The following is a 14,816-nucleotide window of genomic DNA, read 5'->3' on the forward strand; positions in this document are numbered from 1 at the left end:
GGGCGATCAGCGACGGGCAATCCTGCAAGTTGGGCGATCATCGGGCAAAATACGCGGCTGGCGGCATGCCGCCTTTTCCTGATTCCGCGGCCATCCGGCCGCCCAGCCCGAGTCTCTGATGTCTTCTCCCGACCGCATGCGGCTGCGCCGCCTGCTGCTCAAGTCCCTGCCGATGGGCGCCATGCCTGTGGCGTCACTCGCGGGCCTCGCCCAGGTTTCGCACGCAGCCGAGCCCTCGGCAACCAGCCGGCCGATTTCGATGGTCCTGCCGTTCCCGCCCGGGGGCAGCGTCGATATCGTGGCCCGGCAACTGCAACCGGGATTGAAGACGATCCTGGGACAGACCGTGGTGGTCGACAACAAACCCGGCGCCGGCGGCCTGATTGCCAGCAGCACCGTGGCGCGGGCCAAACCGGACGGCAACACGCTGCTGATGGCCTTCGACACGCACGCCATCAACCCGTTTGCGTACAAGAACCTGCCGTACGACACCTTCAAGGATTTCACGCCGATCACCCAACTGGTACGCTTCCCGCTTGTTATCGCCGCCAACCCGGCGCTACCGGCATCGAACGTGCGTGAACTGATCGAGCTGGCGAAGTCAAACCCGAACGCGGTGCGCTTTGCCTCCTCGGGCATCGGCAGCCTGAACCAGCTGGCGGCCGAGGCCCTGGCCACCGAGGCCGGCGTGCATTTCCTGCACGTGCCCTACAAGGGCGGCGGCCCGGCCGTGCAGGCCGTGCTGGCGGGCGAGGTGGACTTGTTTTTCAGCAGCTACGCGGCCGTACAGGCCCACGTGGCGGCCAGGACGATCAAGGTGCTTGGCGTCACCGGGACCAGCCGCATCAAGCAGATGCCGCAAGTGCCGACCGTGGCCGAGCAAGGCTACAAGGGCTTCGAAGCCTATTCGTGGATTGGCGTTTTCGGGCCGGCGCAGATGCAGCAGGACACCGTGATGCGCCTGCACGACGCGCTGGGCGCATCGATCAGGCAGCCCCGCGTGGTGGAGGCGCTGACCGCGCAGGGATTCGAAATCGCCGTGGGGTCGCCGGCCGACCTGGGCAACCTGGTCCGTCATGAGCACGACAAGTGGCAGGCCGTGGCCCGCAAGGCCAACATCCAGTTCGACTGATCCGATGCCGACGTTACCCGAACCGTTCGACCACGCCGTCATCGTCTGCGCAGACCTGGACGCTGCCGCAGACCGCTGGCGCGCGCTGGGTTTTTCGCTGACGCCGCGCGGCTATCACACGCTGGGATCGCAGAACCACTGCATCATGCTGGCGCGCGACTACCTCGAATTGCTGCACGTGACCGCGCCCAGCCCGAGCCGCCAGTATTACTGGGATGCCCAGCAGCGCGGCGGCGGTTGCGCAGCCATGTCGTGCAAGAGCCGCGATGCGTTTGCCACGGCCGACCGGCTGCGTGCCGCCGGCTTTCATCCTTCGGACCCCATCGAATTCTCTCGGCCGGTGCGTCTGGACGATGGTTCGGAGCACCCCGCCACGTTCCGCGTGACAGCGTTGGACCAGGCGCCAGGCGCCCGCTATTTCGTCTGCGAGCATCGCACGCCGGAACTGCTGTGGCGGCCGGAATGGCTGACGCACGCGAATGGCGCAACGGCGATTGCAGCGACGTATCTGGTGGTGGAAGCGGACCAGGTGGCGGCCACGGCCGAAGCCTACGCCACGCTGACTGGCGCGACGATTGCGCGCGCCAGTGGCGAAACGGCGATGCTCGATATCGATGGTGCATCGTTCGTGGTCACGGCGCCGCAGGCGCTGGCCGATGCTGCCGATGTGCCGGGGCTGCGGCATGGCGCCACGGGCTATGCTGCGATCCGGCTTGCCACTGACGATCTGGAGAAAGCCCGCGCACACTGGCGGGCCAATGGGGTGCAGGCCACCGACCTGTCGCCGTCCATCACGTGGATCCCGGCCGGGCAGGCCAACGGCGTGGCGCTGATCTTCGAGCAGCGCTGATTCTTGCTCCCCTCTCCCGCTGTGCGGGAGAGGGGAGAACACCGATCTGGCCTTACGTCTTCGCGTGTGCCACGCCGGTCGAGCCGAAGCCGCCGGCGCCGCGCGCGGAATCCTCCGAAAACGCTTCCACCGTCGTGAACACCGGACGCAGTACCGGCACGAACATCATCTGGGCGATGCGTTCGCCGGGCTGGATCACGATCGGCTCGGTGCCGGGCGCGTTGCGGTTCCACACGCTCACCATGATCTGGCCCTGGTAGTCGGCATCGATCACGCCGATCGAGTTGCCCAGCACCAGGCCCTTCTTGTGACCCAGGCCCGAGCGCGGCACGATGGTCGCGCACATGAACGGGTTGGCCATATGCACCGCGAAGCCGGCCGGCACCAGTTGCGCCGGCGTGCCGGGTTCGATGGTCACAGGGCCGTCCACGCAGGCGTGCAGGTCGATGGCGGCGGCCATGTCGCTCTGGTAGGCGGGCAGGCCCCAGTCGTTCAGGCGGGCGTCGAGCACCTTGATCTCGACAGTCGGATTCGCGGCTACGGTCATGGATGTGGATTCGTACGAGGGGACAAAGGCGGCATGATACCGCGCCGCCTTCGCTGATCCGCCACTTCGATCCGCCACGTGGTGTCGCGCCCCGCGGTCAGCCTTGCAGGTCGAAGGCCTCGGCCAGCAGTTCGTACGTGCGCATGCGCGCCTGGTATGACGCCGTCACGCTCAGCACCACCAGTTCGTCGGCCGCGAAGCGGTCCTTCAGCGCCAGCATGCGCTCGGCCACCTGCGCGGGCGTGCCGCAGATCGTACGGGGCCGCTCGCGTTCGATGATCAGGCGGTCGCGCTCGGTGGGCGTGAAATCGGCGGCCTGGGCCAGCGACGGAATCGGCGCGTTGACGCCATAGGCCATCTGCAGCCGGCGGATATCGACGGCGCGCTCCAGCGCGGAGGCCTCGGCCTCGGTATCGGCGCAGATCACGAACACCGCAGCCGCGCTGTATGGCTGGTCTTCGTACCCGGCCTCGAAATCCTCGCGGTACTGCTGCGCCACCATGTCGCCGCCATGGGCGTTGATGAAATGCGCGAAGGCGAATCGCAGCCCCAGCCGTGCGGCCAGCGCGCCGCCGAAGTCGCTGGAGCCGAGCACCCAGATCTCGGGCCGGGTATCGATGGCCGGCTGCAGCAGCACGCCTTCGGCCAGATGATCGGGCGGCACCTCGCCGCGCAGCAGGAAGGCCAGGTCCTGCACCTGCTGCGGGAACTGGTCGCCCCGGTTGTACTGGCCCATGGCCACGGCCTGTGCGGTGCGCATGTCGCCGCCTGGGGCACGGCCCACACCAAGGTCGATCCGGTTCGGAAACAGCGCCTCGAGCATGCGGAACTGCTCGGCCACCTTGAAGGGGCTGTAGTAGGGCAGCATCACGCCGCCCGACCCCAGCCGGATGCGCCGGGTCACGCTGCCCAGCCGCGCCAGCATGACTTCGGGGGCCGGGTTGCACACGCCTTGCAGGCCGTGGTGCTCGGCGCACCAGTAGCGCGTAAAGCCAAGGCTGTCCGCCATCTGGGCCAGATCGACCGTGGCCGCGATGGCGTCGCGGGCCGTATGGCCGTGGATGACGGGGCTCTGGTCCAGCACGGACAGGCGCAGCTTGGGGCGGGTATTACTCATGGCTGTGGGTGCGGCGGTGTGACACGGACTTGTGCGGCAGGCGCTGGCCGATGGCGGCCACCAGCTCGCGGGCCAGCGACAGCTTGTCGGCACGCGGCAGGCGCGTCATGCCGTTGGCATCGAACAGCACGATCTCGTTGTCGTCGAGGCCGAAGGTGTGGTGGCCGATATTGCCCACCAGCAGCGGCACGCCCTTGCGCTGGCGCTTCTGCTCGCCATACTGCTCCAGGTTCTCGCTTTCGGCCGCGAATCCCACGCAGTAGGGCGCATCCGCGCGGGCTGCCACGGCGGCCAGGATGTCCGGGTTCTGCACGAACTGCAGCGTCGGCGTGTCAGTGTCGTTGGCCTTCTTCAGCTTCTGCTGGGCCACCTCGGCCGGGCGCCAGTCGGCCACGGCGGCCACGGCAACGAACACATCGACGTCGCGCAGTTGCGCCATGACCGCATCGTGCATCTGCTGGGCGCTGCGGATATCGGTACGCACCACGCCACGCGGCGTGGGCAGCGATGTGGGTCCTGCCACCAGCAGCACGTCGGCACCGGCTTCGCGGGCCGCGCGGGCGATCGAGAAGCCCATCTTGCCCGATGACAGGTTGGTGATGCCGCGCACCGGGTCGATGGCCTCGAAGGTCGGGCCGGCGGTGATCAGCACCCGCTTGCCCTGCAGCGGCTTGGGCTGGAAGAACGCGATCAGGTCTTCCACCAGTTCCTCGGGCTCCAGCATCCGGCCGTCGCCGATTTCGCCGCAGGCCTGGTCGCCGGTGCCAGGGCCCAGGATCGTCACGCCATCGGCGCGCAGCTGGGCCGCATTGCGTTGTGTCGGCGCGGCGGCCCACATCTGGCGGTTCATGGCCGGCGCCACCAGCAGCGGGCACTCGCGCGCGATGCACAGCGTGGTGAGCAGATCGTCACAGAGACCGTTGGCCACCTTGGCCAGGAAGTCGGTGGAAGCGGGGGCGATCAGGATGGCGTCGGCCTCGCGCGAGAGGTCGATATGCGCCATGTTGTTGTCGATGCGCGCATCCCATTGCGACAGGAACACCGGGCGCCCGGACAGCGCCTGCATCGTAACCGGGGTGATGAAATGCGTTGCCGCTTCGGTCATGGCCACCTGCACGGTGGCACCTGCCTTGGTCAGCAGCCGTACCAGCTCGGCCGACTTGTAGCAGGCGATGCCGCCGGTCAGGCCAAGGACAATGTGCTTGCCGCGCAGATCCATGGGGAAGGCTCTTCAGGGAACGGGAATCTGTGCATGATACCGCCGGGTGAGGGGGGGCGCTGGGAGGATGCGACAGGTTTGCGCCCCTCTCCCACTTGTGGGAGAGGGGCCGGGGGAGAGGGGCGGGCGGCTCAAACTGCAGCGAGTGGCAAGCAGAGCCTCCGAGCCCTCTCCCCCAACCCCTCTCCCGCGGGCGGGAGAGGGGAGTACGACGAGCCCTCAGTGCCGCCGCACGCGTCGCAATTCGTCCACGATCAGCAGGATCGCGCCGACCGTGATCGCGCAATCGGCCACGTTGAAGGCCGGGAAATGCGTGTTGCGCCAGTGGAAGTCCAGGAAGTCGATCACATGGCCATGGATCACGCGGTCCACCACGTTGCCCACGGCGCCGCCCAGGATCAGCGACACGGCCAGGCAGAACATCTTCTGCCCCGTATGGCGATACAGCAGCCAGACGATGAAGCCGCCCACCGCCACGCCCAGCACCGTGAAGAACCAGCGTTGCCAGCCGCCCGCGTCAGCCAGGAAGCTGAACGCCGCGCCCTTGTTGTAGACCAGCACCAGGTTGAAGAAGCTGGTGACCGGCCGCGATTCCGCGTACTGGAACGACCGGGTGATCACGACCTTGAAGAACTGGTCGATCATCACCACCAGCAGCGCAAACGCCATCCACAGCCACGGCGTGACGTTGGCGCTGGGCTTGCCGCCGGACTTGCTCCTGCTGCGCGGCGAGGACGAACGCGTCGAACGGGTCGAGGACGATGCCATCAGGCGTGGCTCCTGTGTTCACCGGCGCCGAACAGGTTGCTGTCGCAGCGGCCGCAAAGGGTGGGATGCGCCGGGTTGTGGCCCACGTCGGCGCGATAGTGCCAGCAACGTTCGCACTTGGCGTGCTGCGACGGCGTGACCGTCACCAGCAGGTCGCCGCCTTCCGGCGCCGGCGTGACCTTGGCCGCCGACGTCAGCAGCACGAAGCGCAGGTCGTCGGACAGGCTCTGCAGCGCGGCCAGCACCGGACCGCCCGCGGCGATCGTGACCTCGGCCTGCAGCGACGAACCAATGTCGCCTTCCACGCGCACCGCTTCCAGCTGGCGCGTGACTTCGGCGCGCACCGCGCGGATCTCGTGCCACTTCTGCAGCAGGTCGTCGGCTTCGCTGACCGGCGGCAGGTCGTAGTACGTGCTCGTGAAGATCGTGTCGGTGTGCTCGGTGCCGTGCGCGAACACCTGCCAGGCTTCCTCGGCCGTGAACGACAGGAACGGCGCCATCCAGTGCAGCATCGCCTGGGTGATGTGGTACAGCGCGTTCTGCGCGGCGCGGCGCGCCTGCGAATCGGGGGCCGTCGTGTACAGGCGGTCCTTCAGCACGTCGAGGTAGAAGCCGCCCAGGTCTTCCGAGCAGAACGTCTGCAGCTTGGCCACCACCGGGTGGAACTCGTACGCCTGGTAGTGCGACAGCACTTCCTTCTGCAGGCGGTCGGTCAGGGCCACCGCGTAGCGGTCGATTTCCAGCCATTCCGAGGCCGGCAGCGCATGCTTCGCGTGGTCGTAGTCCGTCAGGTTGGCCAGCAGGAAGCGCAGCGTGTTGCGGATGCGGCGATAGCCTTCCACCACGCGCTTGAGGATTTCCTCGGAGATCGACAGCTCGCCGGAATAGTCGGTCGAAGCGACCCATAGGCGGATGATTTCCGCGCCCATCTTGTTCGAGATGTCCTGCGGCGCCACCGTGTTGCCCACCGACTTCGACATCTTGCGGCCTTCGCCGTCCACCGTGAAGCCGTGCGTCAGCAGCGCCTTGTAGGGCGGCTTGCCGTACAGCATCGACGCGGTCAGCAGCGACGAGTGGAACCAGCCGCGGTGCTGGTCCGAGCCTTCCAGGTAGAGGTCGGCCAGACGGCCATCGGGCGTGTCGGCCGACGGATCGTAGAGTTCGTCGCGATGCGAGCCGCGGATCACGGTCCAGTGCGTGGTGCCGGAGTCGAACCAGACGTCCAGCGTGTCGCGATTCTTCTCATAGAGCGCGGCTTCGTCGCCCAGCAGGTCCTTGGGGTCCAGCGACTGCCAGGCCTCGATGCCGTGCTGCTCCACGCGCCTGGCCACTTCTTCCAGCAGCTCCGGCGTACGCGGATGCAGCGCGCCGGTTTCCTTGTGGATGAAGAAGGCCATCGGCACGCCCCATTGGCGCTGGCGCGACAGCGTCCAGTCCGGGCGGTTGGCGATCATGTTGTGCAGGCGCTGCTTGCCCCACGACGGGTAGAACTCGGTGGCCTCGATGCCGGCCAGTGCGCTCTCGCGCAGGGTGGGGCCGTTGTCGGCCGGGTCCACGTCCATGCCCGCGAACCACTGCGACGTGGCGCGGTAGATGATCGGCGTCTTGTGACGCCAGCAGTGCATGTAGCTGTGCTCGTACTTGTGCGAGTTGAACAGGTTGCCCGACTCACGTAGTACTTCGACGATTTTCGGGTTGGCATCCCAGATCGACAGGCCGCCGAACAGCGGCAGCGTGCTGGCATAGACGCCATCGCCCATTACCGGGCTGATGATTTCCGAATCCGGCATGCCGTGCGCCTTGCACGACTGGAAATCCTCCACACCGTAGGCCGGGGCCGAGTGGACGATGCCGGTGCCGGTGTCGGTGGTCACGTAGTCGCCCAGGTACACCGGCGACGTGCGCGCGTAGCCGGCGTCCATCCTGGACAGCGGATGGTGGAAGCGCACTTCGGTCAGCGCATCGCCGCGCGCGGTCGCCACGATCCGGCCTTCCAGCGCATAGGTCTTCAGCTGCTCCTCGACGCGATCCTTTGCCAGGATCAGGAAGCCGCGCGGGGTCTCGACCAGCGCGTATTCCACTTCCGGGTGCATGTTCAGCGCCTGGTTGGACGGGATCGTCCACGGCGTGGTGGTCCAGATCACGATCCAGCCCGGCTTGCCTTCGAGCTGCGCCAGCGGCACGTGGAAGGCGTGGGCGATCTTGTCGGTCTCCGCGAACGGGAAGCCCACGTCGATCGACAGGTCGACCTTGTCCTTGTATTCGACTTCGGCCTCGGCCAGTGCCGAACCGCAGTCGAAGCACCAGTTCACCGGCTTCAGGCCACGGAACACATAGCCTTTTTCCATGATCTTGCCCAGCGCGCGCAGCTCGTCGGCTTCGTTGCTGAAGTTCATGGTCAGGTACGGATTGTCCCAGTCGCCCAGCACGCCCAGGCGCTCGAAGTCCTTCTTCTGGCGGGCGATCTGCTCGGTGGCGTAGGCGCGTGCCTTGGCCTGGACTTCCTGCACCGGCAGGCCCTTGCCGAACTGCTTTTCGATCTGGATCTCGATCGGCATGCCGTGGCAGTCCCAGCCCGGCACGTAGACGGCGTCCAGGCCGGTCAGGCCGCGCGCCTTGATGATCATGTCCTTCAGGACCTTGTTCACCGCGTGGCCGATGTGGATGTCACCGTTGGCGTACGGGGGGCCGTCGTGCAGCACGAACTTCTTCGCCCCCTTGCGCGCGGCGCGGATCTTCTTGTAAAGCTGCTTGTCCTGCCATTGCTTGACCCACAGCGGCTCGCGCTTGGGCAGGTCGCCGCGCATCGGGAACGGGGTATCCAGCAGGTTGACCGGATACTTGCTTTTTTCAGGCTTGGCGCGTTTGTCGTCGGACATGGTTGATTCTCGGGGCAATTCGTTTGGGCGCGGACCGGGGGATGACCGCCGCGCGCGTGTCATTTCGGGGCAAGGCAGGGCGGGTCCCGGCGGCGCGCATGCATGGGGCGCGCCGCCGGCCGCTAGCTAATTCGGTCGGTGGCGGAGGTGGCGAAGTCGCGCCGGTCGCCGGCCGGATTGGCGGCCTCCAGGCCGAAGAACGCCCGGGCTTCGCGGGCATCCTTGGCGATGGCCTCGGTCAGCGCCTCGAGCGTGTGAAAACGCTCTTCGTCGCGCAGCTTCTTCATGAATTCCACGCGCACCAGCTTGCCGTAGAGGTTCGCGTTGAAGTCGAACAAATGCACCTCCAGCAGCACGCGGCCGGCGTCTTCCACGGTGGGTCGCACGCCAATGCTGGCCACGCCTGGCAGCGGGTGATCGGCAATGCCATGGACCTGCACCACGAAGATGCCGTTCACGGCCGGGCGCTTGTGCGTGATCCGCAGGTTCAGGGTCGGAAACCCCAGGTTGCGGCCCAGCTTGCGGCCGTGGATCACGTGGCCGCTGATGGCATAGCCGTGGCCCAGCAGGCGACGCGCGTGTTCCAGGTCGCCATCGGCCAGCGCCTGGCGCACGGCCGAACTCGAAATGCGGATGCCGCCTTCGGAGACCGAGCCCATCTGCTCCACATCGAAGCCAAACTGGCGGCCGGCCTGCAGCAGGTAGCCGAAGTCGCCGGCGCGCTTGGCGCCAAAGCGGAAATCGTCGCCCACCAGCACCCAACGCGCATGCAGGCCGTGCCAGAGCACGTTCTCGACGAACTGCTGCGGCGACTGGGCGGCAAAATGGGCGTTGAAGTGTTCCACCACCACGCGGTCCACGCCGTTGCGGCGCAAGGCATCGAGCTTGTCGCGCAGCAGGGCAATACGGGTGGGGGCGTGCTCCGGCGCAAAGAACTCGCGCGGGTGCGGCTCGAACGTCATGACGCATAGCGGCAGGCCGCGCGCGTCGGCGGCCGCACGGGCGCGCGCGAGCAGCGACTGGTGGCCGCGATGCACACCGTCGAAATTGCCGATGGTGAGCGCGCAGGGCGCCCGGCTTTCGGCGTTGGGCAGGCCGCGGAAGACTTTCACGAGGACGGCGGACGAGCTTTTCAGGGAAAGCGAGCATTATAAGGCGAATGGCCCCGCGTGCCGCCGGATTGCCTCTTTTGACGGCACCGGCCTTGTGCCGTTGTAGGCAAGCTGCCCACAAATGGCGAATTTGTGGGCCTATCCGCCACTCCACGATGGCGCAGCGCCGCAAAAGGCGGCATGATATGCCCAATTCAGAACAAGAACCGCGCGATTCCTGCAACAGTCGCCGCTCCCCGGGTCTGTCGCAGCGGAATGTCGTCGCCTTACATGCCAGGCCACACTTGAACGCGCTGCTTAACAAGATATTGCCGCCCCCCGGGCCGCAACTGGACACCGAGACGCGGGCCAAGCTGCTGGCCACGGTCCATCGCGTCTCCCCCACCGCCATCGCCTCGTCCGTGCTCCTGCCGGGCCTGACCGCCTGGGCGTTCTGGAACGAAGCCAGCCATGCCGCGCTACTGGTCTGGTGCGCAATCATGCTGCTGCTGACGGCTGGCGGCAGCTGGTTCTACCTTGGATACCAGCGCGACAGCGGCAAGATGAGCCGTTCGGCGCACACGCGCAAGTGGTGGAACAACATGCGGGCGATTGCCTTCCTGACAGGCCTGACCTGGGGAAGCTCGGCGCTGCTGCATTTGTATACAGGCTCGGTGGTGTTTTCCAGCGTGCTGTACCTGCTGACGCTGGGGGTGCTGGCGGGCGGCGCCACGTCGCAGTCGCCGATCCCCTCGAACCTGGTTTTTGCCGGCGTGCCGATCCTGGTGCCCAATATCCTGCTGGCCGAGATCGCCTTTCCGGCCCATGGCGGCTACGTGCAGCTGCTGCTGGTGGTCTATGCGCTGATGCTGGCGCGCCATTCGCTGAACCTGCAGCACACGCTGGTGCGCGCCATCCAGCTCGAATCGGAAAGCCGCCGGCTGGCCAAGCAGTTTCAGGAGGAAAAGGAGCGGGCGCTCCACGCCAGCGAGGAAAAATCCCGCTTCCTGGCCGCCGCCAGCCACGACCTGCGCCAGCCCGTGCATGCGCTGGTGATGCTGGTCGAGGCGCTGCGCGCGCGCAACCAGTCCAGCGCTCTGCATCCGCTGGTGGAGCAGGTGGCGGCCGGCACGCAGACCATCGACCTGCTGTTCCGCTCGCTGCTCGACCTGTCCAAGCTCGAAGGGCGCAAGGTGCTGCCCACGATGGAACCGTGCGAGCTCCACTCGTTGATCCACGACGTCATGAGCCAGTTCGCCGCCGACGCGCGCGAAAGCGGTCTGACGCTGACGCCGCGCGTGCCCGACGAACTTTACGCGATGGCCGAACCTGTGCTGCTGCGGCGCGCGCTGTTCAACCTCGTGCAGAACGCGCTGCGCTATACCAGGCGCGGGGGCATCCTGGTCACCGCGCGCCAGCGCCGCAAGCATGTGCGCGTGGAAGTCTGGGACACCGGCGCGGGTATCACGCCGGAACACTTGCCCGAGATCTTTTCGCCTTATTACCAGGTGCATAACCCCCAGCGCGATCCGTCGCAGGGCTTGGGGTTGGGGCTGGCCATCTTCAAGGAATGCGTGCGATTGATGCGCGGCACCTATGGCGTGCGCTCGGTGCCGGGCAAGGGTTCGGTGTTCTGGTTCGCGCTGGCGCCGGTGCCGGCCGAGACCGTGGCCAACGTCCGGGCCATGCGCGCCAATGCGCAGGCCGAGGAAGCGCGGCAGGATCGGCTGCGCGGCACGGTACTGGTGGTGGACGATGACAGCCAGATCCGCAAGGCGTGGATCGCGCTGATGGAGGCATGGGGTATCCGCGTCGCCTGTGCCGCGCACGGGCAGGAGGCCGATGCACTGTTCGCCAAGGGCCTGAAGCCGGACATCATCTTCTGCGACTTGCGCCTGCCGGGCAACGAGAACGGCCTGGACCTGCTGGAACGCTGGCAGACCACGCAGCCGCAGGCGCGCAGCGCCTTGCTGACTGGCGACCTGAAATCGGCGGCGCTGCTGGCGGCCGAGGATGCCGGCTATTTCGTGCTGCCCAAGCCGGTGGACCCGGCCAATCTGCGCATGCTGCTGCGCCGCTGGCTGCAGGTTGGCTGAAGCGGTCGCCGTCTGTTCCGTCTATCTGTCTGTCTGTCTGTACGGTCCGTTCAACGACGCGTCGAAAGGCATCATCCAAGCAGAAACGCCGCCCTGGATCCCGGAGGCGGCGTTTCCTTATTGTGGCTGGCAGGGCAGGGCGCTTACTGGCGCAGGCGGAAGCGCTCCATGCGCGACATCACCTGCATGCGCGTACGCACGCCCAGGCGCTGCAGAATGGCAGACACGTGTTCCTTGACCGTGTTTTCGGTCAGCCCAAGCTTGCGTGCGATGACCTTGTTGGGCAGGCCTTCCAGCACCAGTGCCAGCACCGAGCCCTGGCGCGGCGTCAGGCCCAGTTCGGCCGGGGTGACGGGAATGCCGTGCGCCGGGCCGAACGACTGCGAGCGACCGGACAGCGCTTCGTCCGACGGAAAGCTCGTATCGCCGGCCAGCACCTTGCGCACGGCGGCCGTAAAGGCATTGGCATCGAGATGCTTGCCGACGAAGCCGCATGCGGACAGCGCACGCGCACGGCCCACGATCTCTGGCGTGGCTTCGGCGGACATGAAGATGAAACGTGCGCCCGGAATCACGGTCTTGAACGCCTGCATGGCATCAAAGCCCGTGCCGTCATTCAACCAGATATCGAGCAGCACGATATCGGGACGAAGTCCCTGGTTCAGCGAGTGGAGAGCCTCCTTGGCGCTCCCGGCAGCGTGGACAGCAACGTCGGGCATCACCTCCGCCAGGAAGGCAGTGGTGCCGGAAAGAGCCATAGGATGATCATCGACCACCAACAAAGTCGGTGCAGCGTTCGACATGCGTATTCCCGTCTAATTTCCCGTTTCGTCCTTGTTGTCACCGTTTTCCGAGAAAGCGGCGCGTGGACGTAGGACCCACTCTAACAGAGCGGGGTGCGCGTCACAATCGGTGGCACTTGGGTATTTCTTCTTGCAGGCGTGCCCAAAAGCGTTGTGGGAGGCGCGTTTCGCGGTAATTAAGTACCTATTGAGCACGGATTGCAAGCGTTTGCACCACAGCTTGGTAGAATCGCGGCGATGAAAAATATTGTCATATTGATTTCCGGGCGCGGCTCCAATATGGAAGCCATTGTCCGGGCCTGCGCGGCCGAGCGGTGGCCGGCGCGCGTGGCCGCAGTGCTGTCGAACCGGCCCGATGCCTCGGGCCTGCAGTTTGCCGCCGGTCACGGTATCGCCACGGGCGTGGTGGACCACAAGGAGTTTCCCGATCGTTCCAGTTTCGACGCGGCGATGCGCGACGCCATCGACGCGTACCAGCCCGACCTGGTGGTGCTGGCCGGCTTCATGCGCATCCTGACCGACGACTTCGTCGAGCATTACGCAGGCCGGATGCTGAATATCCATCCGTCGCTGCTGCCGAGCTTTCCGGGCATGCATACGCACCGGCAAGCGCTGGAGGCGGGCGTCAAGCTGCATGGCGCGACCGTGCATTTCGTCACGCCCGAACTCGATCACGGCCCGATTGTGGTACAGGCTGCGCTCGATGTTCTGCCTGGCGATACGCCAGACTCTCTGGCCGATCGTTTGCTCGATAGCGAACATGTCATTTACCCGCGCGCCGTGCGCTGGTTTGTCGAAGACCGCCTGCATGTGCAGGACGGCGTAGTTCAAGTTCAACCGGCCGAACCCCAATGGTTCATGGCCATCTCGCCCGCAGCGGCAGGAAAACAGCCATGAGTCGCCAACAAGAAAACACGACCTCCCGCGACAACCGCCAGCGTTCGCGCGGCAGCAAGGGCAAGGCCAGCCCGATCCGCAGGTCCCAGGGTGACCAGGCCAATCACGCGCCCCGTACGCCGGGCGCGCTGCAGGCGTTTCACCTGCAGCACATCGACCGCCTGATCGGCAAGGTGCTGCTGTTCGCGCGTCCGGCCGATGCCGTGGTGAGCCACTACTTCCGTGAAAATAACAAACTTGGCCATCGTGATCGCGGAATCATTGCCGAAGCAGTTTTCGCAGTGTTGCGCCGACGCGTCGAATTTGGTCAGTTTGCCGAAAGCGGGACCGGCGCGGCCACGCGCCGCCTGGGCCTGCTGGGCCTGGCCGCAACGCTGGGCCGCGACACGCTGACGCCGTTCCTGTATCCCGATGAAGCCGAGTGGCTGGACCGCCTGACCACGATCGAGCGATCGAGCCTGGCGCCGCGCGTGCGCGCCAACCTGCCCGAATGGCTGTACGACGACCTGGTGGCGCATCATGGCGAAGCGTTCACGGCCGCCCTGGGCGATGCCTGGCTGCGCCCGGCGCCGCTGGACCTGCGCGTCAACACGGCCAAGCTCTCCCGCGAGGAGGCGCTGGCCGAACTGCAGACCGCTGGTATCGCGGCCGAACCGGCGCCGATGGCCCCCGCCGGTATCCGCCTGAAGGGCAAGCCCGCGCTGAACCAGTTGCCGCTCTTCATCAACGGCGGCGTCGAAGTACAGGACGAAGGCAGCCAGCTGCTGTGCCATCTGCTGGCACCGAAGCGCGGCGAAATGGTCGTCGACTTTTGCGCGGGTGCGGGCGGCAAGACGCTGGCGCTGGGTGTGGCCATGCGTTCGACGGGCCGCCTCTATGCATTCGATGTATCGGAAAAGCGCCTGGCCAACCTGAAGCCCCGCCTGGCACGTAGCGGTTTGTCCAACGTTCATCCGGTGCTGATCGACTCCGAGCGCGATGTCAAGGTCAAGCGTCTGGCCGGCAAGATCGACCGCGTGCTGGTCGATGCGCCGTGCAGCGGCCTGGGCACCCTGCGCCGGAATCCGGACCTGAAGTGGCGTCAGACGCCGGAATCGGTGCTGGAACTGACCGCCAAGCAAGCGGCGATTCTGGAGGCGGCTGCCAAGCTGGTGAAGGGTGGCGGGCGTGTTGTGTACGCCACTTGCAGCGTGCTGGAGGCCGAAAACGAAGCCATCGTCCGCGATTTCCTGGCCAAAAACGAGAACTTCCGCCTTGTGCCGGCGGCGGAGGTGTTTGCCGAGCAGAAGATCACGGTGCCCGATTTGCCGGCCGAAGGCGGCATGTTGGCGCTGTATCCGCACATCCACCAGACCGACGGCTTCTTCGCGGCAGTGCTGGAACGTACGCGCTAAGGGAGTAAGGGGTTGAAGCGGGA

Annotated in this window: 12 protein-coding genes; 5 read left to right on the forward strand and 7 right to left on the reverse strand. The window is 66.3% G+C overall.

Annotation, left to right across the window (positions count from 1 at the left end; all coding sequences use genetic code 11):
• Positions 1–118 precede the first annotated feature (118 nt).
• Positions 119–1,132 (forward strand): Bug family tripartite tricarboxylate transporter substrate binding protein, encoded by a 1,014-nt coding sequence (locus AC3G88_RS01035; RefSeq protein WP_488892982.1) that lies wholly within the window; start codon positions 119–121, stop codon positions 1,130–1,132.
• A 4-nt stretch (positions 1,133–1,136) separates the two neighbouring features.
• A complete protein-coding gene (locus AC3G88_RS01040; RefSeq protein WP_488770746.1) occupies positions 1,137–1,982 on the forward strand; it encodes a VOC family protein in 846 nt (281 codons plus the stop codon).
• Between the two features lie 52 nt (positions 1,983–2,034).
• Here AC3G88_RS01040 and dut read toward each other — a convergent pair whose 3' ends face one another.
• The 6 genes from dut to AC3G88_RS01070 form a co-directional block, all read right to left on the reverse strand.
• The gene (gene dut / locus AC3G88_RS01045) at positions 2,035–2,529 is read right to left on the reverse strand and encodes a dUTP diphosphatase (RefSeq protein ID WP_488892983.1); all 495 of its coding nucleotides are present in this window, start codon (positions 2,527–2,529) and stop codon (positions 2,035–2,037) included.
• Between the two features lie 97 nt (positions 2,530–2,626).
• On the reverse strand, positions 2,627–3,646 hold the full coding sequence (locus AC3G88_RS01050) for an LLM class flavin-dependent oxidoreductase (RefSeq protein WP_488892984.1): 1,020 nt from the start codon (positions 3,644–3,646) through the stop codon (positions 2,627–2,629).
• Entirely contained in the window at positions 3,639–4,865 is a 1,227-nt protein-coding gene (gene coaBC, locus AC3G88_RS01055) for a bifunctional phosphopantothenoylcysteine decarboxylase/phosphopantothenate--cysteine ligase CoaBC (protein ID WP_488770744.1), read from the reverse strand. The genes AC3G88_RS01050 and coaBC overlap by 8 nt, the downstream gene beginning before the upstream one ends.
• Positions 4,866–5,084: 219 nt before the next feature.
• Entirely contained in the window at positions 5,085–5,633 is a 549-nt protein-coding gene (gene lspA, locus AC3G88_RS01060; RefSeq protein WP_488892985.1) for a signal peptidase II, read from the reverse strand.
• Positions 5,633–8,512, reverse strand: coding sequence for an isoleucine--tRNA ligase (gene ileS / locus AC3G88_RS01065; RefSeq protein WP_488892986.1), 2,880 nt, complete (start codon positions 8,510–8,512; stop codon positions 5,633–5,635). Before ileS ends, lspA begins: the two co-directional genes overlap by 1 nt.
• A 122-nt stretch (positions 8,513–8,634) precedes the next feature.
• Entirely contained in the window at positions 8,635–9,624 is a 990-nt protein-coding gene (locus AC3G88_RS01070; RefSeq protein WP_488770741.1) for a bifunctional riboflavin kinase/FAD synthetase, read from the reverse strand.
• A gap of 284 nt (positions 9,625–9,908) precedes the next feature.
• Here AC3G88_RS01070 and AC3G88_RS01075 point away from each other — a divergent pair, with 284 nt between their 5' ends.
• On the forward strand, positions 9,909–11,699 hold the full coding sequence (locus AC3G88_RS01075) for an ATP-binding response regulator (protein ID WP_488892987.1): 1,791 nt from the start codon (positions 9,909–9,911) through the stop codon (positions 11,697–11,699).
• A 143-nt stretch (positions 11,700–11,842) separates the two neighbouring features.
• On the opposite strand, the gene AC3G88_RS01080 is transcribed toward AC3G88_RS01075, so the two are convergent.
• Positions 11,843–12,502: a response regulator gene (locus AC3G88_RS01080; RefSeq protein ID WP_029051234.1), complete on the reverse strand. Its 660-nt coding sequence runs from the start codon at positions 12,500–12,502 to the stop codon at positions 11,843–11,845.
• Positions 12,503–12,739: 237 nt separating this feature from the next.
• Between AC3G88_RS01080 and purN the strand changes: the two genes are divergently transcribed.
• Positions 12,740–13,399: a phosphoribosylglycinamide formyltransferase gene (gene purN / locus AC3G88_RS01085; RefSeq protein ID WP_488892988.1), complete on the forward strand. Its 660-nt coding sequence runs from the start codon at positions 12,740–12,742 to the stop codon at positions 13,397–13,399.
• Positions 13,396–14,793: an RsmB/NOP family class I SAM-dependent RNA methyltransferase gene (locus AC3G88_RS01090; protein WP_488770739.1), complete on the forward strand. Its 1,398-nt coding sequence runs from the start codon at positions 13,396–13,398 to the stop codon at positions 14,791–14,793. The genes purN and AC3G88_RS01090 overlap by 4 nt, the downstream gene beginning before the upstream one ends.
• Positions 14,794–14,816 lie beyond the last annotated feature (23 nt).

This window comes from Cupriavidus sp. 86D6, from assembly GCF_057815095.1.

What these genes read in the sequence shown, in the direction of transcription:
- AC3G88_RS01035 (WP_488892982.1), top strand. Translation starts at nt 119, where the DNA reads ATGTCTTCTCCCGACCGCATGCGGCTGCGCCGCCTGCTGCTCAAGTCC.
- AC3G88_RS01040 (WP_488770746.1), top strand. Translation starts at nt 1,137, where the DNA reads ATGCCGACGTTACCCGAACCGTTCGACCACGCCGTCATCGTCTGCGCA.
- AC3G88_RS01080 (WP_029051234.1), bottom strand. Translation starts at nt 12,502, where the DNA reads ATGTCGAACGCTGCACCGACTTTGTTGGTGGTCGATGATCATCCTATG.
- purN (WP_488892988.1), top strand. Translation starts at nt 12,740, where the DNA reads ATGAAAAATATTGTCATATTGATTTCCGGGCGCGGCTCCAATATGGAA.
- coaBC (WP_488770744.1), bottom strand. Translation starts at nt 4,865, where the DNA reads ATGGATCTGCGCGGCAAGCACATTGTCCTTGGCCTGACCGGCGGCATC.
- lspA (WP_488892985.1), bottom strand. Translation starts at nt 5,633, where the DNA reads ATGGCATCGTCCTCGACCCGTTCGACGCGTTCGTCCTCGCCGCGCAGC.
- AC3G88_RS01050 (WP_488892984.1), bottom strand. Translation starts at nt 3,646, where the DNA reads ATGAGTAATACCCGCCCCAAGCTGCGCCTGTCCGTGCTGGACCAGAGC.
- dut (WP_488892983.1), bottom strand. Translation starts at nt 2,529, where the DNA reads ATGACCGTAGCCGCGAATCCGACTGTCGAGATCAAGGTGCTCGACGCC.
- AC3G88_RS01090 (WP_488770739.1), top strand. Translation starts at nt 13,396, where the DNA reads ATGAGTCGCCAACAAGAAAACACGACCTCCCGCGACAACCGCCAGCGT.
- ileS (WP_488892986.1), bottom strand. Translation starts at nt 8,512, where the DNA reads ATGTCCGACGACAAACGCGCCAAGCCTGAAAAAAGCAAGTATCCGGTC.